Source organism: Nocardioides sp. Z38_18 (genome assembly GCF_058215695.1).
On record NZ_JBZAJE010000001.1, the window covers coordinates 1470303 to 1491614 of the forward strand.

20 protein-coding genes are annotated in these 21312 nt (G+C 71.8%); 8 read left to right on the forward strand and 12 right to left on the reverse strand.

The features are described from left to right. The first annotated feature begins 62 nt into the window (after nucleotides 1-62). A complete protein-coding gene (locus AC4BGC_RS06975) occupies nucleotides 63-1262 on the forward strand; it encodes a gluzincin family metallopeptidase (RefSeq protein ID WP_490554939.1) in 1200 nt (399 codons plus the stop codon). A 5-nt stretch (nucleotides 1263-1267) separates the two neighbouring features. Further along, a complete protein-coding gene (locus AC4BGC_RS06980; RefSeq protein ID WP_490554940.1) occupies nucleotides 1268-2530 on the forward strand; it encodes a M48 family metallopeptidase in 1263 nt (420 codons plus the stop codon). A gap of 162 nt (nucleotides 2531-2692) precedes the next feature. Here AC4BGC_RS06980 and AC4BGC_RS06985 read toward each other — a convergent pair whose 3' ends face one another. The 10 genes from AC4BGC_RS06985 to AC4BGC_RS07030 all read right to left on the reverse strand — a co-directional run bounded on the left by AC4BGC_RS06985 (nucleotide 2693) and on the right by AC4BGC_RS07030 (nucleotide 14284). After that, nucleotides 2693-2896 (reverse strand): Flp family type IVb pilin, encoded by a 204-nt coding sequence (locus tag AC4BGC_RS06985; RefSeq protein WP_490544666.1) that lies wholly within the window; start codon nucleotides 2894-2896, stop codon nucleotides 2693-2695. Nucleotides 2897-3193: 297 nt separating this feature from the next. After that, nucleotides 3194-3394 (reverse strand): Flp family type IVb pilin, encoded by a 201-nt coding sequence (locus tag AC4BGC_RS06990; RefSeq protein ID WP_490544665.1) that lies wholly within the window; start codon nucleotides 3392-3394, stop codon nucleotides 3194-3196. A gap of 221 nt (nucleotides 3395-3615) precedes the next feature. Beyond that, nucleotides 3616-4254, reverse strand: a complete 639-nt coding sequence (locus tag AC4BGC_RS06995) for a response regulator (protein WP_490544663.1) — start codon at nucleotides 4252-4254, stop codon at nucleotides 3616-3618. Between the two features lie 36 nt (nucleotides 4255-4290). Continuing rightward, nucleotides 4291-5811: a sensor histidine kinase gene (locus tag AC4BGC_RS07000; protein WP_490544661.1), complete on the reverse strand. Its 1521-nt coding sequence runs from the start codon at nucleotides 5809-5811 to the stop codon at nucleotides 4291-4293. 2 nt (nucleotides 5812-5813) lie between these two features. Then, entirely contained in the window at nucleotides 5814-6749 is a 936-nt protein-coding gene (locus AC4BGC_RS07005) for a type II secretion system F family protein (protein ID WP_490544659.1), read from the reverse strand. Continuing rightward, nucleotides 6749-8752, reverse strand: coding sequence for a type II secretion system F family protein (locus tag AC4BGC_RS07010; RefSeq protein WP_490554941.1), 2004 nt, complete (start codon nucleotides 8750-8752; stop codon nucleotides 6749-6751). The genes AC4BGC_RS07005 and AC4BGC_RS07010 overlap by 1 nt, the downstream gene beginning before the upstream one ends. Then, nucleotides 8749-10347, reverse strand: coding sequence for a TadA family conjugal transfer-associated ATPase (locus AC4BGC_RS07015; protein ID WP_490554942.1), 1599 nt, complete (start codon nucleotides 10345-10347; stop codon nucleotides 8749-8751). The genes AC4BGC_RS07010 and AC4BGC_RS07015 overlap by 4 nt, the downstream gene beginning before the upstream one ends. Continuing rightward, nucleotides 10344-11522, reverse strand: a complete 1179-nt coding sequence (locus AC4BGC_RS07020) for a CpaE/TadZ family protein (RefSeq protein ID WP_490544653.1) — start codon at nucleotides 11520-11522, stop codon at nucleotides 10344-10346. The genes AC4BGC_RS07015 and AC4BGC_RS07020 overlap by 4 nt, the downstream gene beginning before the upstream one ends. A gap of 47 nt (nucleotides 11523-11569) precedes the next feature. After that, on the reverse strand, nucleotides 11570-12295 hold the full coding sequence (cpaB, locus tag AC4BGC_RS07025) for a Flp pilus assembly protein CpaB (protein WP_490554943.1): 726 nt from the start codon (nucleotides 12293-12295) through the stop codon (nucleotides 11570-11572). Nucleotides 12296-12481: 186 nt separating this feature from the next. Continuing rightward, nucleotides 12482-14284, reverse strand: a complete 1803-nt coding sequence (locus AC4BGC_RS07030) for an AMP-dependent synthetase/ligase (protein ID WP_490544649.1) — start codon at nucleotides 14282-14284, stop codon at nucleotides 12482-12484. Nucleotides 14285-14487: 203 nt separating this feature from the next. On the opposite strand from AC4BGC_RS07030, the gene AC4BGC_RS07035 reads away from it, so the two are divergent. Genes AC4BGC_RS07035 through AC4BGC_RS07060 form a run of 6 tightly spaced genes read left to right on the forward strand, consistent with a single transcriptional unit; the run spans nucleotide 14488 to nucleotide 19980 of the window. Next, on the forward strand, nucleotides 14488-14925 hold the full coding sequence (locus tag AC4BGC_RS07035) for an SRPBCC family protein (protein WP_490544648.1): 438 nt from the start codon (nucleotides 14488-14490) through the stop codon (nucleotides 14923-14925). Between the two features lies 1 nt (nucleotide 14926). After that, nucleotides 14927-16114 (forward strand): ArsA family ATPase, encoded by a 1188-nt coding sequence (locus tag AC4BGC_RS07040; protein ID WP_490554944.1) that lies wholly within the window; start codon nucleotides 14927-14929, stop codon nucleotides 16112-16114. After that, the gene (locus tag AC4BGC_RS07045) at nucleotides 16111-16578 is read left to right on the forward strand and encodes a hypothetical protein (RefSeq protein WP_490554945.1); all 468 of its coding nucleotides are present in this window, start codon (nucleotides 16111-16113) and stop codon (nucleotides 16576-16578) included. Before AC4BGC_RS07040 ends, AC4BGC_RS07045 begins: the two co-directional genes overlap by 4 nt. Then, the gene (locus AC4BGC_RS07050; RefSeq protein ID WP_490554946.1) at nucleotides 16575-17519 is read left to right on the forward strand and encodes an ROK family glucokinase; all 945 of its coding nucleotides are present in this window, start codon (nucleotides 16575-16577) and stop codon (nucleotides 17517-17519) included. Before AC4BGC_RS07045 ends, AC4BGC_RS07050 begins: the two co-directional genes overlap by 4 nt. Before the next feature lie 59 nt (nucleotides 17520-17578). Further along, entirely contained in the window at nucleotides 17579-18988 is a 1410-nt protein-coding gene (locus AC4BGC_RS07055; RefSeq protein WP_490554947.1) for a TgpA N-terminal domain-containing protein, read from the forward strand. Next, complete coding sequence (locus tag AC4BGC_RS07060; RefSeq protein ID WP_490544640.1) at nucleotides 18985-19980, forward strand: ROK family protein; 996 nt, start codon at nucleotides 18985-18987, stop codon at nucleotides 19978-19980. Before AC4BGC_RS07055 ends, AC4BGC_RS07060 begins: the two co-directional genes overlap by 4 nt. 17 nt (nucleotides 19981-19997) lie before the next feature. On the opposite strand, the gene AC4BGC_RS07065 is transcribed toward AC4BGC_RS07060, so the two are convergent. Both AC4BGC_RS07065 and AC4BGC_RS07070 read right to left on the reverse strand, forming a co-directional pair. Further along, nucleotides 19998-20465: a hypothetical protein gene (locus AC4BGC_RS07065; protein WP_490554948.1), complete on the reverse strand. Its 468-nt coding sequence runs from the start codon at nucleotides 20463-20465 to the stop codon at nucleotides 19998-20000. Nucleotides 20466-20478: 13 nt separating this feature from the next. After that, a complete protein-coding gene (locus tag AC4BGC_RS07070) occupies nucleotides 20479-21246 on the reverse strand; it encodes an alpha/beta hydrolase (RefSeq protein WP_490554949.1) in 768 nt (255 codons plus the stop codon). Nucleotides 21247-21312: the final 66 nt, after the last annotated feature.

The window sequence follows — 21312 nt, forward strand, 5'->3', positions numbered from 1 at the left end:
CCGCCCGCAGAGCCGCTCGCCCTTTCGGGGCGGGCGGCTTCCTGCTTGTTGCGGGGCTGCTCGTGGCCCTGCTCGCCGGGGTGCTGGCCGGGTGCGACCGCGAGGTCGACGTGGCGCCGCCCAAGGCGCCCCCCGGGGCCGAGGCCCGCGATCCCGGGACCGCCCAGGCGGCTCTGGACGCGCTCGTCGCAGCCGTGCGCGAGCAGGACCGGGCAGCCGCGGGGGCCGTGGCCGCGCCCGGCGCCCGGGAGCTCCTGGAGGGGATCCTCCAGAACTCGGTCGACCTCCGGATCGGTGAGCTGTCGATGCGCTACGTCGAGGAAGCGGCACCGCTCGACGGGAAGGAGCAGGCGCGCTTCGGCGAGGGCTCCTGGCGCGGCACCGTCCAGCTCGCCTATCGCTACGACGGCCTCGACGAGTCGACCGCCAACCACGAGACCAGCGTGGTGTTCGTCCCGCGCCCCGACGGCGCCGCGATCGCGTCGATGGGCGGGGAGAACGACCGGAGTCCGCTGTGGCTGGCGGAGCGGCTGAGCGTCGTACGCACGCCGCAGTCGTTGCTGGCCGTGGCCGGTGACTCGGCGGGGCGCTATCCCGCCCTGGTCACCACCGCGCTGCGCCAGGTCCGGCAGGTGCTCCCGCAGTGGCGTGGTCCGCTGCTGGTGGAGGTTCCCCGCAGCAGGGCCCAGCTGGACCGGGCGCTGTCGGCGGAGTCCGGCAAGTACGACAACATCGCCGCCGTGACCACCACGGCCGACGGCTCGCTGCGTCCCGGAGCGCCGGTGCGGGTCTTCGTGAACCCGGGCGTCTTCGAGAAGCTGCAGGACCGGGGCGCACAGGTGGTGATGACCCACGAGGCCACCCACGTCGCGACCGACGCCACGTTCACCTCGATGCCCACCTGGCTCCTGGAGGGCTTCGCCGACTACGTCGCGCTCGAAGGTGTGGGCGTGCCGGTGGACGTGGCCGCCGGCCAGATCCTGGCCAAGGTCCGCAAGGAGGGGGCGCCTCGTGACCTGCCCAGCACCGAGGACCTCGACCCCACGGCGGCGGGACTCGGCGCCACCTACGAGGAGGCCTGGCTGGCCTGCCGCTTCCTGGCGCGCGAGTACGGCGCGGACCGCCTGCTCGCCTTCTACGAGGCGGTCGGCTCCGGCGCCTCGACGCAGGAGGCGTTCCGCACCCGGGTCGGCACCACGCAGCGAGAGTTCGTGATGCGCTGGCGCAGTGACCTGGTCCGCCTTGCCGGGGTGGCAGGCTGAGCGACGTGCCCCCCGGACAGCGACCCAGCGTGCGGCTGTGCCTGGGCCTCATCGGTGGATCAGTGCTGGTCCTGGTCGTGCTGGGCGTGCTGTTCGTCCCGTGGTCGTGGCTCCCGGGTGGCGAGCTGGTCGAGGTGCGGGGGAGCGAGGTGTTCTCCGCGGCGCACCTGCGCCGGGCCGAGGCCTACGCCACCGCGCAGCGTCACCTCAGCTGGGCAGCGCTGGCGGTGCAGCTCGTGCTGGCCCTGGTCCTGGGGCTGACCCCCCTGGGCGCGCGGCTGACGCGGCGCCTGCCGCGACCGTGGTGGCTGCGCGTCGCGCTGGCCACCTTCGTCCTGGTGCTGGTGGGCGAGGTGGCCGTGTCGCCGTTCTCGGTCGCCATCCGGCGCAACGCGCTCGAGGAGGGTCTCACCCGCCAGTCGCTGGCGGGCTGGCTTCGCGACCAGGGCACCTCGCTCCTGGTCGACTGGGTGCTCGCCGCCGTGGTGGTGCTGCTCGTCGTCGGCACCGCGAGACGCTCACCGCGGCACTGGCCCGCCTGGACCGCCCTGGCCGGTGCGGTGCTCACGGTGTTCGGCTCCTGGGTGTACCCGGTGGTGGTGGAGCCGCTGTTCAACAACTTCACCTCGCTGCCCGACGGCAAGCTGCGCTCCGAGGTGATGGCGCTGGCGCGCAAGGAGAAGGTGCCGGTCTCCGACGTGCTCGTGGCAGACGCGTCCCGGCGTACGACGACCCTGAACGCCTATGTCTCGGGTCTGGGGAACACCAAGCGCGTCGTGCTCTACGACAACCTGGTCGACGACGTCCCCCGGCGCGAGGCACTCTCGGTCGTGGCCCACGAGCTCGGCCACGCCCGCAACCACGACGTGCTCCTCGGCACGAGCCTGGGCGCCACCGGCGTGGTCGCGGCCAGCGGACTTCTCGGCCTGCTGCTCGGCCGTCGGCGCCTCCTCGCACGGGCCGGCGTCGAGGGAGCCGGCCAGCCGGAGGTGGCCGCGCTGCTGCTGGCGCTGGTCGCGGTCGGGTCGCTGCTGGTGAGCCCGGTCGAGAACACGATCAGCAGGGCGATGGAGGCGCGTGCGGATCGTGCCGCCCTGGAGGCGACAGGCGACGAGGCCGGGTTCGAGCAGATGCAGCTGCGGCTGGCCCGTCGCTCCCTGAGCGACGACGACCCACCGAAGCTGAGCCAGTTCTGGTTCGGCAGCCACCCGACCACCCTGCAGCGCCTGGGACTGGCCCGGGCACTGGAGCGGCAGAGGACGGGATGACCCGGCCCGTCACCCGGGGGTGACGGGCCAGGCTTCCCGCTCGCGGCTACCACCCCCGGTGCCGCGGACGTGCTGCTCAGACACGCCCGCCGGGGAGCCGCGGCGTGCCTGCACTGGTTCAGCGCAGGAGGTTCAGGTGGTTGGATCCGTGCCCGAGGCGGATCAGCAGGCGGTACCGGAAGTGGTGCCGCTGTTCTTGAAGCTCTTGCAGGTGCCCTGGAAGGCCGTCTTGATCACGCCGCCGAAGGCGAAGACGATGACCACGACGAGCGCGGCGATGCCGGCGACCAGCAGGCCGTACTCGACGGCGGAGGCGCCGTCCTGGCCGCGGCGCCGGGACTGGATGCTTCGAATGAGGTCGAGCATGGGTTTCTTCTCTCTTAGCGGGGGACCCCGGGGGCGCCCGGCCCGCCACACCAGTGGCGGACCGGGCGCTCGGGTGCTGCTGGTTCCACCACCCCCCGGTGCGCGGGCGTGATGCCGGCCCGCAGCGGAACCATCTGCACGGCTGCGCTCGTGGCGCAGACTTCTTCGACAAGCTGGGGGAGGCGGGTCGTGCGGCTCCCTCCCGAATGCCGCACGGCTCGTCTCCCGGTCTCGGGCGCGGCGCCCGGTGGAGTCAGCTGCCCTCCACCGGGCCCGGCGCCTGTTCCTGGGGCAGGGTCAGCAGGCCTGCGCGGAGCCGCTGCCGCTTCCCTTGACGGTCTTGCAGGTGCTCTCGAAGGCGCCCTTGATGACGCCGCCGAAGGCGAAGACGATGACCACGACGAGCGCGGCGATGCCGGCGACCAGCAGGCCGTACTCGACGGCGGAGGCACCGTCCTCGTTGCGGCGGCCGGTGATGGTGCGGATGAACTCGAGCATGAGTGTGTTCCCCTCTGGAACTAGGTGGATTTTCGGTCGGGCCGACCCACATGGCCCGGCGTACAGAAAGTATGGCAAAAACGGACAGATCATGACATTGGTCGTCCGGTTTGAACCTTCTGGCCTACTTGGCACTAGCGGACTAGTCCGTTTGGGTCATGCCGCCCGGAACCGCTTGACACCGCGGCCGGTTTGACTGCCGCGGAGCAGTTGAAAAGGGCTCAGCCGGGGGGTGTGGCGGCGCTGATCAGCCCGAGGCGCATCGCCGTGACCAGGGCCTGGGCGCGGTTGGCGGCGCCGAGCTTCTCGTAGATCCGGCCGATGTGGCTCTTGGCCGTGGACTCGCTGAGGAAGAGCCGTCCGGCGATCGCGGTGACGCCGAGGCCGTCGGCGAGCAGCTCGAGGACCTGGCGCTCCCGGTCGGAGAGCCGGGGGGCCCCCGAGCTCATCCGCCTGATCATCGCCTCGCCGAGGCCGGTGCAGGAGAAGGTGAGAGGGGAGACGATCGCCTGGCGTGCGGCACTGATCACCGTCGAGGTCGGGGCGTCCTTGCCCACGAACGCGGACGCTCCGGCGTCCATCGCCGCGAACAGCTGCTCGTCGCCGGCGTACATGGTGAGCACGACCAGTCCGATCTGGCGGCTCTCCTTGCGCAGCGTCCGGACCACGTCGAGACCGGAGCCGTCGGGGAGCCGGACGTCGGTCACCACCACGTCCGGGGCCACCTGCTGCGCGAGCGCGAGGCCGTCGGCGACGGAGCCTGCCTGGCCCGCGACGGCGAAGCCCTCGGCCTGCGTGAACGCTCCCGCCAGCCCCTGGCGGATCAGCTCGTGGTCGTCGATCAGCAGCACGGTCGTCATCAGGCACCCGGTGGTCGTCCGGCCTCCGCGTGCAGGCTAGCGGTTCGGGGACCCCACACGGACCAGGACGCGTGTTCCGGGGCTCTCGGGATCGGGTTCGCGCACGTGCAGCTCCGCGCCGATCATCCGGGAGCGCTCGCGCATGATCATCAGGCCCTGCGAGTCCGGCCTGGGGGCGTGGGGTGAGATGCCGTCGTCGCGCACCTCGATCTCGGCGAACGGGGACCGCACGGTGCACCGCAGCCACAGGTTCGCGGCTCCCGAGTGCTTGCGCGCGTTGGCCATCGCCTCCTGGGCGATGCGCAACAGCTCGTGCTCGACGTCGCTGGAGAGCCGTGGGCCCTTCTCGTCCAGCGTGACGTGCACCGTCATCGGGGAGCTCGCGCTCACCTGGTTGGCGTACGCCGAGAGGCTCTCGCCGAGGCCGGCGCCCGCGGCGATCTCGTGGCGCAGGTCGAAGATGGAGTGCCGCAGCTCGGTGACCACCCGGGTCACCTCCTGGCGCAGCTGGGCGATCTGCTGCTGCTGGACCGGGTCGGCCGAGGACTGGGCCAGGTTGTCCACGAGGTAGCCCAGCGAGGCGACGTCCTGGGCCACCCCGTCGTGGACCTCCCGGGCGATCCGCTGGCGCTCCTGGCTCATCGCGTTGTCGCGGACGCGGCCGAACAGCAGCGCAGCCTGGAGCTGTACGGCGTGCCGCGTCAGCCGGTTGCGCAGCCCGAGCGCCGCGTGGGAGTCGATCGGCTGGAGCGTCTCGAGCACGAGGACCGCGACGGTCTCCTCGCCGGCCACCAGGGGGATGGCCACGTGCCGGTCGCGGATCACCACCTCCTCCTCGTGGCGGGCCTGGGCGGCCAACGGCTCGGCCCAGGGCATCGAACCGGGCTGGGTGCCGACGGAGTAGCGCAGCGGGGACATCGACTTGTTCTGTGAGCGCACGAACACCCCGGCGCAGCGCACCGGCACCACCAGGTCCGCCTCCACCATGATCTGCTCGGCGATGTCGACCGAGTCCAGCCCGCCGCTGAGCTTGCCCGAGAGCGCCTCCAGGCGCCGGATCAGGCCGACCGCGCTGCGGTAGGAGGCGTCGGCGTCGGGGCTGGTCGCCGCACGACGCAGCGCGGAGCCCATCAGCCCGATGCCGACGGCGGTGGCCAGCCAGGTGAACCCGCTGGAGGCGAGCTCTCGGTCCCACTGCCGGATGACTCCGGCCCAGAGGACCGCGAGCAGCCCGAACTCGGCCGCGACGACGCTGAGCAGTCCGCGCAGGCCACGGTCGAGGGCGCCGATCAGCGCGGGGATGACCAGGTAGGGGGTGATGTTGGCGTGGTCGGGGTAGACCAGGACGGCCAGGGTCGCCACGGCCATGCCCTCGATGACCGCCACCGTGAGCTCGGAGAACCGGTGGGTCAGGGACAGCACGATCGCCAGGGCGGCCGCGAGCAGGACCAGCAGCGCGCCCTTGACGTACTCGCCGCCGGCCAGCGCGGCCAGGGGGGTCAGGGCCGCGATGGTGAACACTCGGGCGGCGAGTGCCACCCGGCCTACGTCAGTCACGCTCAGAGCTTGCCCTGGAAGCTGTCCATGATCGCCATCGCGGCGGGTCCCAGGACTGCGATGAACAGGCAGGGGAGGATGCAGAAGATCAGCGGGACCAGGATCTTGACCGGCACCTTCTGCGCGGCCTCCTCGGCCCACTGACGGCGCTTGACCCGGATCTCGGAGGACTGGACCCGCAGGACCTGGCCCACCGGGATGCCGAAGGCGTCGGCCTGCACCATGGCGCTGACGAACGCGCGCAGGTCGGGCAGGTTGGTGCGGTCGGCCAGCGACCGCAGCGCGTCGGAGCGGCCGAGACCGATCTGCATCTCCTGCAGCATCCGGGCGAACTCGTCGGCGAGCGGGCCGTCGGTGTTCCGGGCGACCTGGGCGCAGGCGGCGTCGAAGCCCAGGCCCGACTCCACGGAGATCGTCAGCAGGTCGATGGCGTCCGGGAGCGCCCGCTGGAGCTTCTCCGAACGGTCGTAGGTCTGCTGGTGCAGGTACATGTTCGGTGCCATGTAGCCGGCCAGCGAGGCGAGCAGGACGAACCCGAGCGTGGGCAGGAAGCCGAGGCCGAGGATCAGGGAGAGCACCAGCGAGGCCACCAGGGCGAAGGCGAACCCGACGACCTTTCCGGCCATCACCCGCTCCACGGTCCAGCCGAACGGGTTGCCGGCCAGCTCGAGCTTCTCGCGGATCCGCTCGCTGGCGTCCTCCGGGGTGAGCCGGCGACCCATGCGCTGGCTGCGCGCGAGCAACGGGAACAGCACCCGGTCGGCGAACGAGGGCTCGAGGTCGCCCTTCATCTCGTCGGGCGCGGAGGTGAGGGCCTCCAGCACCGCGATGGAGCGACCGACCCCGGCGCCCTCCTTGGTGGTTCCTCCCACCGAGGCGAGGGCGAGGAAGACGGCCCCGAAGATCATCACGCAGCCGACGAGCAGCACCATCCCCATCACACGTCCACCTTTGCGACCTTGGACATCCAGAACACGCCCACGCTGAGCAGGACACCCATCAGGATGCACAGGATCCACCCCATGGGGGTGGTGTACAGCGGCTTCACGTAGTCCGGCTTCGACAGCGTGAGGTAGAGCAGGAACCCGGGAGGCAGGCCGCCGAGGATGTAGGCGGACAGGCGGCCCTCCGCGGAGAGCGCCCGGACGTGGCGGCGCATGTACTCGCGCTCCCGCAGGGTGGCGGCCACCGTCAGCAGCAGCTCGGCCAGGTTGCCGCCGACCTCGCGCTGGATCCTGATGGCCATCACGACCCACTTGAAGTCGCGGCTCTCCATCCGGTCGGCCATGCCGTCCATCGCGTCCTCGAGGGTCACCCCGAGCCGGCTCTCGATCACCACGCGCCGGAACTCACCCGCGATGGGCTCGGAGCCCTCACGCACGATGGTGTCGATCGACTGGCCGAGCGAGAGGCCGGCCGACAGGCTCCCGGACATCAGCTGGAGCGTGTCCGCCAGCCCGAGGCCGAACGCCTTGAACCGCTTGGACCGCTTGTGCTTCAGATAGAACCAGGGGCCGACGATCGCGACCACGATGCACACGAAGCCCAGGACGACGTTGCCGGCGCCGAGCAGGAGCCCGAGGAGCCCGCCGCCGATGGCGATCGCCGCGTGCAGCAGCAGCCACTCCGCGGGACGCAGGGCGACGCCCGCGCCCTCGAGGCTGTGCGCGATCCGCGCCTCGAGGTTCTGGTTGTTCGCCAGGGCACGCTCGGCGGCCTGCTTGGCCTGGCCGGCGAACGGGTTCGCCGGCTCCGCGTCGCGGCGTGGCCCGGACTGGCCCGGGACGGCCATCACGCCGTACGCCCGGATCTGCTCGTTGAGGGTGAGGTCGTTGGAGGGCTTGCGGGACCCGGTGGCCATGGCGGCGACCAGCCCGAGCAGGCCGAGCCCGATGGCCGCTACCGCGCCGTACATCACCGTGGGGGAGAGGTCGAAGGGGCCGGCCTCGACCACCTGCGGTATGGCCGCCACGGCCTTGGCGGCCTCGATGTCGGCCTCGCGCTGCACCGGGACGTACGCCGCAGCGGTGTACGTCGAGGTGCCGGTGGGGACGGCGACCTCCACGTTCGCGCTCGTCTTGTCCATGCCCGCGGGGATCTCGGCGGTCACGACCACCTGGCGGGCGAGGTCGGCGGCCTCCTTGGCGAAGGCCGCGGTCAGCGCCGCCGGGTCGGCGGTCGTCAGCATGGTGCCCTTGCTGGCGGTGGCGATCGCGTTCAGCGGGCGGTTGGCGTCGTCGCCGGCCTGCAGCGACACGACGTCGACGACCGCACCGGACTTCTTCACCGCCGCGACCACGTCGTCCAGCCGGGTGCGGGTGGTGTCCTTGCCGTCCGAGAGGAGCAGGATCTTGCGCTGCCCGGAGGTCTGGGACTGGGGTCCGGCGGCCTTGAGGGCGCCGAGCACACCGTCGTACAGCGCCGTCTGCAAAGTGAGCTTCAGTCCGAGGATCGCGGCCCGGGCTGCGTCGCGGTCGAGGCTGGGCGGCACCACGAGCTTGACCGTGGAGTCGAAGCTCAGCACGCCCACCCGCACGTTGGCAGGCACCGCGGCCAGGTAGGCCAGCGCGGCCTTCTTGGCCTCGGCGATGCGCTGTCCCTTCATGCTCGCGCTGGTGTCGATCGCCAGGACCGAGGTCCGGGAGACCGCGCTGCTCTGCGAGGCGGCGCTGGCGGTGCCCTTCACCTCGGTGCCGTCGATGCTGACGGTGACCGAACCGAGGTCGACCGCGTCGCTGCCGGGCACCGAGACGAGGAGGCGCAGGTTGCCCTTCGACGGCAGGGCGTGGTCGATCGCCGCCTTCTCGCCAGCGGGGTCAGCGAGGGGGAGCGCCGCGTGGGCGGGGACCGACGCCGCGAGCGGCAGGAACAGCAGTGCGAGCAGGACTGCCGAGACCAGACGGCTCCGGGCACCGCGCAGGCGCACCAGCAGGTCGCTCATCGGTGGTAGTCCGAGGTGGCGAAGATGCGCGGGTCCACGGTCACGTTGTTGTGCAGCATCTTCTCGAGGAACTTGGGGCGCAGGCCGGTGGCCCTCAACGTCCCCAGCGAGCGTCCCTCGGAGTCGAAGCCTGCGGAGTTGTCGAACAGGAAGATGTCCTGGAGGGTGATCACGTCACCCTCCATCCGCTCCACCTCGGTGACGTGGGTGATCCGGCGGGTGCCGTCCTTGAGCCGGGCCTGGTGCACGATCAGGTCCACCGCGGAGGCCACCTGCTCGCGGATCGCGCGGATGGGGAGGTCCATGCCGGCCATCAGCACCAGCGTCTCCAGCCGGGAGCAGGTGTCGCGCGGCCCGTTGGAGTGGACGGTGCAGATGGAGCCGTCGTGGCCGGTGTTCATCGCCTGGAGCATGTCGAGGGCGGAGCTGTCGCGCACCTCACCGACCACGATACGGTCGGGCCGCATACGCAGGGAGTTGCGGACCAGGTCGCGGATCGTGACCGCGCCCTTGCCCTCGATGTTCGCGGGACGCGACTCCAGGCGCACGACGTGGTCCTGCTTGAGCTGGAGCTCGGCCGCGTCCTCGATGGTCACGATCCGCTCGTCGCTCGGGATGAAGGACGAGAGCACGTTCAGGGTGGTCGTCTTGCCGGCGCCGGTGCCCCCGGAGACGACGACGTTGAGCCGGCCGCGCACGCAGGCGTCGAGGAAGTCGGCGGTGCGGTCGCTGAGCGAGCCGAACTTGATCAGGTCGTTGACCGTCAGCGGGTCCGCTGCGAACTTACGGATGGTCAGGGTGCTGCCGTCGATCGCCAGCGGGGGTACGACGGCGTTGACCCGGCTGCCGTCGGGGAGCCGCGCGTCGACCATTGGGGAGGACTCGTCGACGCGCCGGCCGATGCGCGAGACGATCTTGTCGATCGTGCGCCGCAGGTGGGCCTCGTCCTTGAACTTGCCGTCGACCTTGACCAGCTTGCCCCGGCGCTCGAGGTAGATGTCGAAGGGCCCGTTGACCATCACCTCGGCGACGTCGATGTCGCGCAGGTAGGGCTCCAGCGGCCCGTAGCCGAGGATGTCGTCGGAGATGTCCTGGGTGATCCGCTCCCGGTCGGCGCGGGTCAGCGGGCGGTTGTTCCCGGCCAGGACGTCGCCGAGCACGGCCCGGACCTTGGACTCGAGCTCGGCGGCGTCGAGGTTGGCGTCGTAGAGCTGGGGGCCGAGCTGCTGGAGGAGCTCGCTGTGGACGTTCTCCTTGAGGTCCTCGAACCGGTCCTTGACCGCCTCCGCCCGGGCGGTCTTCGCGACCGAGCTCGTCTTCGTCGAGGTGCCCGGCTTGGCGCCGTTCGAGCTGGGGCTGTGGTAGCCGCCGGCCTCCGCCTCGCTGACGCTGCTGTCCGGCTGCGTGCCGGGGGTCACCGTGGGGATGTGCGGCGTCGCCTGGGCGACCCCGGTGGCCGGGGGAGCGTCGATGGGCACGTCCGCGCGGCGCTTGGGGACCGGGGCGGACGGGATGGCGCCGGCCGGGTCGGCCCCGTCGCCGGGGACCTGGGTCGCCCGGTTGAGGGCGGCGAGCCGGTCGCTGAGGCTGCTCACGGCGCCACCTGCTGCTTGCGCTGCCGGCCGAAGAAGCTGCGCTTGGCGGGCGCGGTGGCCGCCATCGCGGCCGCAGTGTTGCCGGCGAGCTTCTGCGCGAAGGCGTCGAGGGCCTTGGAGACCGGGTGACCGGGGTTCGAGAGGACGATCGGCCGCCCGTGGTTGGTCGCACTGGCCACGGCCGGCGTACTGGGCAGGGAGACCTCCACCGGCATCGAGAGGATCTCCTCGACGTTCGCCTGGGAGAGGCCGACCTCCTCGTCGGCCCGGTTCAGCACGAGGTGCCGGTTGTTCGGGATCAGGTGGAGAAGGTCGAGGGTCTCCATCGCGACCTTGGTGTTCTTGATCGTCGGTACGTCGAGGGTCGCCATCACCACGAGCTCGTCGGTCTCGTCGAAGGCACCCAGGACCTGGTCGTCGAAGCCGGGCGGGGTGTCGATGACGACGTAGTCGAAGTGGCGGCGCAGGGTCTGGATCACGCTTCGCGCCAGAGTGGCGGTGACCAGGTCACGGCCCTCGGGGTGGGTGGGGGCCGCGAGGATCGAGATGCCGCTCTCGTGTCGGGTCAGCAGCTGCTGCAGGAGCGAGTAGTCGAGGTCGGCCTCGGACTCCGCGGCGTCGGTGATCGTGCGCTCGGGGATGACCTGCATCGTGATGGCGACGTCGCCGAAGGCGAGGTCGAGGTCGACCACGCACACCTCCGCGCGGGTCCGGGCGAGGGCCACGCTGAGGTTGACCGACATCGTGGTCTTGCCGACCCCGCCCTTGGGGGAGAAGACCGTGAAGACGCGGCCGTCGCGCTCGCCCGGGTTGGTGGGGCCGTGGATGGCCTCCCAGGTGGTGCGGGCACGGCTCAGGGCGGTGTTCAGCGCCGGCTGGTCGTTGGCGGCGACGACGGCGATGATGCCCACCTGCATGGCCTGGGCGTAGATCTCGGGATGCAGGTCGTGGCGGATCAGCACCACGCTCGTGGCGGGGTAGCCGATCCGGGTGCGGTCGGCGAGCAGCGTCGCGGTGGCCATGTCCATCGTGGGGCCGATGACGACGGCCGAGTGGCCGCGTCCCGTCAGCAGCCCCTCCACGTCGTCGGGGCGCGAGACGACCGGGGACCCGGCGGGCAGGGCGTTGACCAGGACACCGGCGGTGGTGCTGTCAGCCTCGACGAGGATCGGCATCGGGGTCCTTCCTTTCAGCGGGGGCGGGGGGAGTCAGCGGGTCGGGGTCACTGGAACAGGTTCGACCCGGTGACGCCGCCGGAGGGAGCGACCTGGGAGTCCTTGTTCATCAGGCCGAAGGACAGCTCGCCGTTGCCGCTGCCGTAGAGCACCCGCTCCGCCTCCGCCTGGCTGACCGCGAGGGTGAGCAGGGTCTTGGGCAGCTGGTCGACGACCTGGGCGCCCGCGGCGTCCGTGGTGGTGGTGGGTACGACGGTCGTCGTACCCGCGCCGATGACCTGCACGTTGGGGAGCAGGAGCCTGGTGAAGGTGCCGGCGCCTGCGGTGCCGTTCATGAAGATGGCGACCTTGTCGCCGGGGTTCACGAAGCCCGCGACGCGCGCGGGGTCGGAGAGGTTGATCGAGACCGCGATCTTGCCCTTGGGGATCGTCAGGCTCGAGGCAGCGCCGGCGGCGCCGAACTTGGTGCTGATCAGCTGCTCGCCGGGGTAGATGTTGGTGACGGCGACCTGGCCCGCGACGGGCTCGGTGCCGGTGAGCGCACCGGGGAGCAGGTCCTGCTGGGAGACGGTCCCGGTCTCGACCTTGCCGGCGGCCTGGGCAGCCTCGATCGTCTCGCCCACGGGGATCTGCTTGACCACGCGCAGGACCTGGACGGCGGCGTAGCGCTGGTCGGCCCGGTTGTCAGCGGTGCGGACGTAGAGGAAGACGAGCAACGTACCCAAGGCTGCGATCACGGCCGCGACGACGAGGAGTACTTTTCTGCGATCCATGAACGGTTGACCTAACTAGTCCGTGGGGGGCAGGAGCGTTGCCGGTCCACGGCGGCTCCCGTTGGTGTCGGTGGACCACATGCGTCCACGACAGGGACAGGTTGCCGCACCGGAGTCCGTTTTGTACGCGAAATCCGATACTCAGTAGGACCAGTCGCCCGAAATGTCCCCCCAGCGGGGTCAGGGTCAGCCGCCGTAGAGCGCGTCCACGTCCTCGCTGTGCTCGCGCATCACCATGGCGCGCTTGAGCTTCATGCTCGGGGTGAGGTGTCCGCCCTCCTCGGTCCACAGGCTCGGCACGATCGCGAACCGGCGGATCGACTCGGCCTTGGACACGGCCTTGTTCGCCTCCTCGACGGCCTCCTCGATCTCGGCACGCAGCTCGGGGTCGTCGATGAGGCGGGCGATGTCCGCAGGCTTGCCGTGCTGCTCGGCCCAGCCGGGCAGCACCTCGGGGTCGATCGTGACGAGGGCCGCGATGAAAGGCTGCCCGTCGCCGACCACGATGCACTGGTCCACGAGGTAGTGGGCCCGGAGCCGGTCCTCCAGCACCGCCGGCGCCACGTTCTTGCCGCCGGCCGTGACCAGGATCTCCTTCTTGCGGCCGGTGATCCGGACGAATCCCTCGTCGTCGATCTCACCGACGTCGCCGGTGTGGAACCAGCCGTTGGCGTTCTTGGCCTCGGCGGTGGCCTCCTCGTTGTGCCAGTAGCCGGCGAACACCTGGCCACCGCGGAACAGCAGCTCGCCGTCGTCCGCGACCCGCACGCTGGTCCCCTGCAGGGGGCGGCCCACGGTGCCGACCTTCTGCGCCTCCGGGAGGTTGACGGTCACGGCGGCGGTGGTCTCGGTCAGTCCGTAGCCCTCGAGGACGTTGACCCCGATGCCGCGGTAGAAGTGACCCAGTCGCTCCCCGAGGGGGGCGCCGCCGGAGACGGCGTAGGTGCACTTCCCGCCCAGGGCGGTGCGCAGCTTGCCGTAGACGAGACGGTCGAAGACCTTGTGCTGGGCGCGCACGGCCAGCGGGGTCTTGCCGGACTCCAGGCCGCGCGACCAGGCGATGGCGACGTCGGCGGCGCGGCCGAAGATCTTCCCGCGCCCGTCGGCCACGGCACGCTGGGAGGCGGTGTTGAACACCTTCTCGAAGACCCGCGGCACCCCGAGGATGAACGTGGGCCGGAACGCGGCGAAGTCGTCGAGCAGGTTCTTGATGTCCGAGGAGTGCCCCATCCGCACGCGCGCCTTGACACAGCCGATCTGGATGATCCGCGCGAACACGTGCGCCAGCGGCAGGAACAGCAGGGTCGAGGGGGGCTCGTCACCCTCGCCGGGGGTGAACAGCTGGTCGAGCTCGTCGACGGCCACACCCAGCTCGAACATGAAGTTGCCGTGGGTGAGGATGCAGCCCTTCGGGCGGCCGGTGGTCCCGGAGGTGTAGAGCAGGGTCGCCAGGTCGTCGGGCCCGCTGCCGGTACGCCGCCCCTCCAGCTCCTCGTCGGACACGTCCTCGCCCAGCGTGCGCAGCACACCGAGACCGTTCCCGTCGATCGACCACATGTGGTGGAGCTCGGGCAGCTCACCGCGCACCGACTGGACCCGTGAGCTGTGCTCCTGGGTCTCGGTGAGCACGGCCCGGGCGCCGGAGTCGCTGAGGATCCACTCCACCTGGGAGGCGCTGGAGGTCTCGTAGACCGGCACGGTGGCGGCACCCGCGAACCAGATCGCGTAGTCGATCAGGGTCCACTCGTAGCGGGTCCGGGAGATCAGCGCCACCCGGTCGCCGGGCTCGATCCCCGCCGCGACCAGTCCCTTGGCCACCGAGCGCACGTCGCTGAGGAACTCCGCTGCGGTGACGTCACTCCAGCCGCCCTCGTGACGCCGGGAGAAGACGATCGCGTCGCCGTGCTCGGTGCCGTTGGTGACGACGTCGTCGGTCAGGTTGCCGGTCGACGGGACCTCGACCTGCAAGGCAGTGGAGTACTCGCGCAAGTTGCACCTCTCTTCAGCGCAGCACCGGTCTTCCGGGGTGCTGCATCGCAGGAGCACGTTACTCGCGCCCGGAGCGATCCCGAGCCGCAGGAGTGGCGGCCCCGGACCGAGAGGGTCCGTTAACCTTGTGCAGCCGGGCCTGGATCGGGGCCCGACGCGTGCGAGATGCGCCTTCAGCAGCTGTCGACGTCAGGACCGGAACCATGGCCGAGCAGACCACCTCCAGCATCGTCATCGACGCGCCCCAGGCGCAGGTGATGGAGGTCATCGCGGACTTCCCGGCGTACCCGGAATGGGCCCAGGGGATGAAGAAGGCCGAGGTCGTGGAGCAGGGCGCCGACGGTCGTGCCCGCAAGGTGCACTTCGACCTCGAGGCCGCACCGATCAAGGACTCCTACACCCTGGGATACGACTGGCAGGGTGACACCTCGGTGCGCTGGAACCTGGTCGAGGGCAAGATGCTCAAGGCGATGGAGGGTGCCTACGAGCTCCGCTCCAGCGGCCCGGGCACCGAGGTCACCTACCGGCTCGCCGTCGAGCTCAGCATCCCGATGATCGGCCTGCTGCGCCGCAAGGCCGAGAAGGTCATCATCGACACCGCGCTGAAGGGCTTGAAGAGGCGAGTCGAGTCGCTGGCCTGAGGTGAGCGTCCGCATCGTCTTGTTCACCGGCAAGGGGGGCGTCGGGAAGACGACCAGTGCCGCCGGAACCGCGACCCTCGCCGCCCGGGGAGGGCAGCGCACGCTGATCCTGTCCACGGACGCGGCCCACTCCCTCGGCGACGCGTTCGGGGTCGAGGTGGCCGGCTCGGAGCCCGTCGAGATCGAGCCGCGGCTGTGGGTCCAGCAGGTGGACGTGCAGCGGCGCTTCGAGCGGTCGTGGGGGGAGATCCAGGGCTACCTGGTCTCGGTGCTCGACGCCGCCGGGGTCGACTCCATCACCGCCGAGGAGCTCACCGTCATCCCCGGAGCCGAGGAGGTCCTCGCCCTGCTGGAGCTGCGCAACCACGCGATCAGCGACGCCTGGGACGTGATCATCGTGGACTGCGCACCCACCGCGGAGACGCTGCGCCTGCTCGCGCTGCCCGAGGCGCTCGGCTGGTACATGAACCGGCTCTTCGGGGTGCAGCGCCGCGTCGTCCGGGCCCTGCGGCCGGTGCTCACCCGGGCCGCGGGGGTCCCGATGCCCGAGGACTCCGTCTTCGAGGCGGTCGAGCGGCTGCATCGCGACCTCGAGCAGGTGCAGCAGATCCTGGGCGAGGACGGCTCCAGCATCCGGCTGGTGCTGACGCCCGAGTCCGTCGTGGTCGCCGAGGCGCGGCGCTCGCTGACCACGCTGTCGCTCTACGGCTACCGGGTGGACGGCGTGATCGCCAACCGGGTGTTCCCCGACGACGAGGGCGACCCCTGGCGGCAGGGCTGGGTCGAGGCCCAGCGCAAGGTGCTCGCGGAGGTGCGGCAGTCGTTCGCCGACCTCCCGATCTGGACCTCCGACTACCGCCCGGGGGAGCCGGTGGGCACCGATGCGCTCGCGAGCCTCGCGGAGGCGGCGTACGCCGGCGCGGACCCGCTCGCGGTGCCGAAGGGGGAGGGACCGATGACGATCACCCGCTCGCCCAGCGGCGCCGTGCTGCGCATCGCCCTCCCGTTCGCGCAGAAGGAGGACGTCGACCTCGCCCGGCACGGCGACGAGCTCGTCGTGACCGTGGGCTCCTACCGCCGGCTGCTGACGCTCCCGGCGGCGCTGCGGCGGCACACCGTGTCCGCGGCTCGCGTGGAGCAGGGGTCGCTGCAGGTACGGTTCCGGTTCGAGCAGGAGGAGCAGTCGTGAGCGACGCAGACGAGGACAGGAACGCCAGCCGCCCCGACGGCGGAGATTCCGACTCCGGCCACCAGCCCGGTGACCACCAGCCCGGCGGCGACGAGGCCGTGGGCAGCGTCGCCGACGAGGCGGCGAAGCTGTTCGGGGTGCTCTCCGACTGGGCCCGCGACCAGGGCGCAGAGCACGTGGACAACGCCACCGGCCTCGCAGGCGCGTTCGCGCGGGCGGTGGAGGACGTGAACGAGCACGTGGCCACCGGCGGCGAGGACTGCCGCTACTGCCCCGTGTGCCAGGTGATCCACGCGGTCCGGCGTACCAGCCCCGAGGTGCGCACGCACCTGTCCGCGGCCGCGAGCTCGCTGGTGCACGCTGCGGCCGGGCTCCTCGCCACGCACACCGACACCCGTCAGTCCTCCGCCCCGGTGGAGAAGATCGACCTCGACTCCGACGCGGACTGGGACGAGGACCGGTGAGCGTCGCCGTCGGAGTCGACGTGGGCGGCACGAAGATCGCCGCAGGCCTCGTGGACGAGGACGGGAAGCTGATCGCCCGCGACGTGCGGGTCTCGCCCGCCACGGACCCGGGGAAGATCGTGGAGACCATCGGCGAGCTGGTCGCCTCCCTGGTCGGTGCCGAGGAGGTCGAGGCCGTCGGCGTGTGCGCCGCCGGCTTCGTGGACAGCCGTCGCTCCACCGTGATCTTCGCCCCCAACCTCGCCTGGCGCGACGAGCCGCTCCAGGCGCGGTTGCAGGAGCGCCTCGGGCTGCCCGTCGTCGTGGAGAACGACGCCAACGCCGCCGCCTGGGGCGAGTTCAACTTCGGCGCCGGCGAGGACGTCGAGGACCTGCTGATGCTGACCATCGGCACCGGCGTCGGTGGGGGCGTGGTGATCGACGGCGAGCTCCTGCGCGGCGGGTTCGGGATCGGTGGCGAGGTCGGCCACATCCAGATGGTCCCGGGAGGCGTCCTGTGCGGCTGCGGCAACCTCGGCTGCCTGGAGTCCTACGGATCCGGGACCGCGCTGGTCCGGATGACCCGTGAGCACGCCGCGGAGATGCCGGAGCAGGCCGGCGGCATCCTCGCCCGCGCCGGGGGCGATCCGGCGAAGATCACCGGCCCGATGGTCACCGAGGCCGCCCGCGAGGGCGACCGGTTCGCGCTGGAGCGCCTGGCCGAGCTCGGCGACTGGATCGGGCAGGGGGTGGCGACCCTCACCGCCGTCCTCGACCCCAACGTCGTGGTGATCGGGGGCGGGGTCAGCGAGGCCGGCGAGCTCCTGCTGGAGCCGATCCGCGCCAGCTTCCTGGAGCACGTCACCGCTGTCCGGTACCGGCCGCTGCTCGAGGTGCGCGCCGCCGAGCTCGGCAACGCCGGCGGGATGGTCGGTGTGGCGGACCTGGCGCGACGTCGGTGACCACGTCGGTCACGCCGCCGGAAGTGGCTCCCGAGCCCTCCGCCGCCGGGAGCTCCCCGGTGACGCGGCTGATCACCTGGATGCCCTACGCCCTCCTCGCTGGGCTGCTGCTGGCCACGGTCCGGATCGTCACGGCGCCGATCTCCAACCCGGACACGTTCTTCCACCTGCGCTACGGCCACGAGTTCCTCACCAACTGGTCGCCGTGGAGCCCGGGGCACGTGTCCAGCTTCGGCCAGCGCGACTGGGTGCCGACCCAGTGGGCGAGCCAGGTGCTGATGGCGCTGACCGAGTCGGCATTCGGCCTGGCCGGGGTCGCCTGGCTCAGCGGCGTCGTCGTGATCGCCACCGTGGTGGCGGTCTTCCTCGTCGCCAGGCGGTACGCCGACCCGCTGCCCGCCACGGTCGTGACCCTGCTGGTCGTGCTGGCCACGAGCAACAACCTCACGCCGCGTCCCCAGGTGGTCAGCTACCTGCTGGTCCTGCTGGTCACCCACGCCTGGCTGCGGACCGCCCAGGACCTGCGGCCGCGCTGGTGGCTGGTGCCGGTGACCTGGGTATGGGCGATGCTGCACGGCATGTGGCCGGTCGGCGCCCTGATCGGGGTGGTCGCGGTGCTCGGCATCGTGGTCGACCAGCGGTCGCGGCTCCGTGAGCTGCGGCCGGTCCTGGTGCGGCTGCTCGCCGTACCCGCCCTGAGCCTGGTCGTGGCCGCCCTCACCCCGGCCGGCCCCCGGCTCTACTCCGCGGTCCTCCTGGTCGGAGGGCGGGCGAAGTTCCACGCGGAGTGGGCGGCGACCGACTTCCACATGCGCCAGGCGGCGGTCGTCGCGGCGATGATCTGCCTGACCCTGGTGATCTGGCTGCTCGGGCGCCAGGAGCGCCGGCCCGACGCGGTCTCGGTGTTCCTGCTCGTCCTGGCCGCCGGGTGGAGCGCCTACGCGGTGCGCACGGTCCCCCTCGCCGCGATGATGGCCGTGCCCTTCGTCGCCGCGGCGCTGCAGTCGGTGATCGGGCAGTCCCGGCCGGCCCCGGGACGCGAGCGCACGGTCGTGGCCGGGCTCGCCCTGGGTGCGGTCGCCCTGATCACCGCGCTGGTGCCGGTGACCGCGGACCGGCCGGCCTCGGTGCCCGGATGGCTCAACCCGGCACTGGACCGGCTCCCGGCCGGCACCTCGGTGCAGACCGCCGACGTGATGGGCGGCTACCTGATGTGGCGCCACCCCGAGCTGAACCCGGTGATCGACGGCTACTCCGACGCGTACACGGACAAGCACCTGCAACGACAGCTCGACCTGGCCGAGCTGGACCGCGGCTGGGACCGCACCCTGCGCGAGAGCGAGGTGGAGGTGGCGCTGCTCCCGACGAAGAGCAGGCTGGCCTACGCGCTGCGCCTCGAGGGGTGGGAGGTGCTGCACACCTCGCGCGACGTGGTGATGCTGCAGGCCGGGCCCGGGTGGACCCGATGAGCCTCTCGATCGGGGTCGACATCGGCGGCACCAAGGTGCTGGCCGCCGTCGTGGACACCTTCGGCCGCGTGCTGGACACCGAGGCGACCTCCACGCCCGGACCCGGCTCCGGCATCGACAACGCCACCGTGCAGGAGGTCGAGGACGCCCTCGTCGAGGTGGTGCAGCGGCTGATCGCCCAGCACGGGCGGCTCACGGTCGGGGTCGCGGCCGCCGGCTTCGTGGCCCGCGACGGCGAGCGGGTGCGGTTCGCGCCGCACCTGCCCTGGCGCGACGAACCCCTGGCCGAGCGCCTCGGCAAGCGCCTGGGCCACCGTGCCCTCGGTCGGGTGCTGGTCGACAACGACGCGTCGGCCGCGCTCTGGGCCGAGGCCCGCTTCGGGGCGGCCCAGGAGTCACCCGACGCGGTGATGGTGACGTTGGGCACCGGCATCGGCGGGTCCCTGGTCGTCAACGGACGGCTGGTGCGGGGCGTGAACGGCATGGCGGGGGAGTACGGCCACATGCAGGTGGTCCCGGACGGCCGGCCGTGCGAGTGCGGGCGCCGGGGGTGCTGGGAGCAGTACTGCTCGGGACGGGCGCTGGCCCGCGCCGCGGCCGACCACGGTTCGAGTCTCTCCGGCCCGGCGCTGACCACGGCGGCCCACGAGGGGGACCCGGTGGCGATGGCGGCGTACGCCGAGGTGGGGCGCTGGCTCGGAGTCGGGCTCGCGAACCTCGTGGCCGCGCTCGACCCGCCGCTGGTCGTGGTCGGCGGCGGCGTCATCGCCGGCGGCGACCTGCTGCTGGCCCCGGCCAGGCAGGCGCTGGGGGACAGCATCGTCGGGGCCGGCCACCGGGACCTGCCCCGCGTGGTTCGAGCCGTGCTCGGCCCGATGGCCGGGGTGGTCGGCGCAGCAGACCTCGCCCGCGTCGCCACCCGCCCCAGCCGCGTGGGCAGGCGCGGTCGCGCCCCCTCACGCGTCGCCCGGGGCCGGACCCGCCGCCGCTGACCCGGTCAGCGGTCAGCTCAGAGTCTGGCTCCGTCGTCGTGGTCGCGGCCGGTGTCGGGTCCCATGGAGACCACCAGGAAGACGAAGCCGCCCACGAACCAGAGCATCAGCAGCAGGCCCGCCCACCCGGGAAGGTCGATCCGGGCCACGAGGGCCAGCAGCACGAAGGCCGGGACGCCGAACAGGCCGAGCCAGGCGAGCAGCCGGGCCGGTGGCGGCTTGGGGAGCGGGGGCGGCTCCGGCGGCACGAAGTGGTCTTCGGGGTCCGGGGGTCGCAGCTCCTCGGGCTCGGGGCGCTCCTCGGAGCGGGACGCGGCAGGGGCGAGGTCGCGAGCGGGCGGCGGTACGCCGGTCTCCGGCTCGTCGAGCTGGGGACGGTCACCGTAGTTGTCCACGATGGACTGCCACAGCAGGTCCTCGGCGGACGCCTTGTCGGGGAGGTCGCCGGCTGTCGGCTCCTCCTCGGGCTCCGTGGGTGGTGGCATCGGTGCAGCCCGCTCAGTCGCCGCAGACCCGCTCGATGAACGCCGCGGACCCTTCGAAGATGCGCTCGGCGTCGTTGTCGAGCGTGGCGACGTGGTAGCTGTTCTCGAGGATCTCCTCGCGGGTGTCGCTCGAGGACACCCCGGCCAGGATCAGCCGGGCGGAGGACGGGTCGACGACGTGGTCCTCGGCGGAGCGGAACAGCAGCACCGGGCAGGTGATCCTGGACAGGTCGGCGCGGAGCGCCGTGAATCCCGCGAACATCGCCGCGGCCGCCCGGAGCGGGGTCCGCACGTAGCCGTGCTCCTCGACGCCGGGCTTCTTGATGTCGTTGGCGATCCCGGGCAGGGAGGGGATCACGTGCTTGAGCAGCGGCAGCAGCTTGACGTCCTTGCGGTCGCTCGCCACCGCGGGGTTGACCAGCACCAGCCCGGAGACCCGGTCGGGGTGGTCCGCGGCGAGCCGCAGGGCCAGCCCGCCACCCATGGACAGGCCGCAGACGAAGACCCGGTCCACGTCGGTGCCGAGCTTCTCGAAGGCACTCTCCACCTCGCCGTACCAGTCGGCCCAGGTGGTGGTGTTCGCCTCCTGCCAGGTGGTGCCGTGGCCGGGGAGCAGGGGCACCGACACGGCGTACCCGAGACCGGCCAGGTGCTCGGCCCAGTCCCTCATCGACGCCGGCGAGCCGGTGAATCCGTGGCTGAGCAGCACCCCGACGCGTCCGCGCCGTGAGGACACGTCGCCGGGCGAGTGGAACGGCTCGGCGAGAGGGTGCACGGTCACGGGCGGACTCCAGGCTGAGGGCGAGAGGGGGACGGGAGGAGGGGGCACGGCAATCGTGTCACGCGG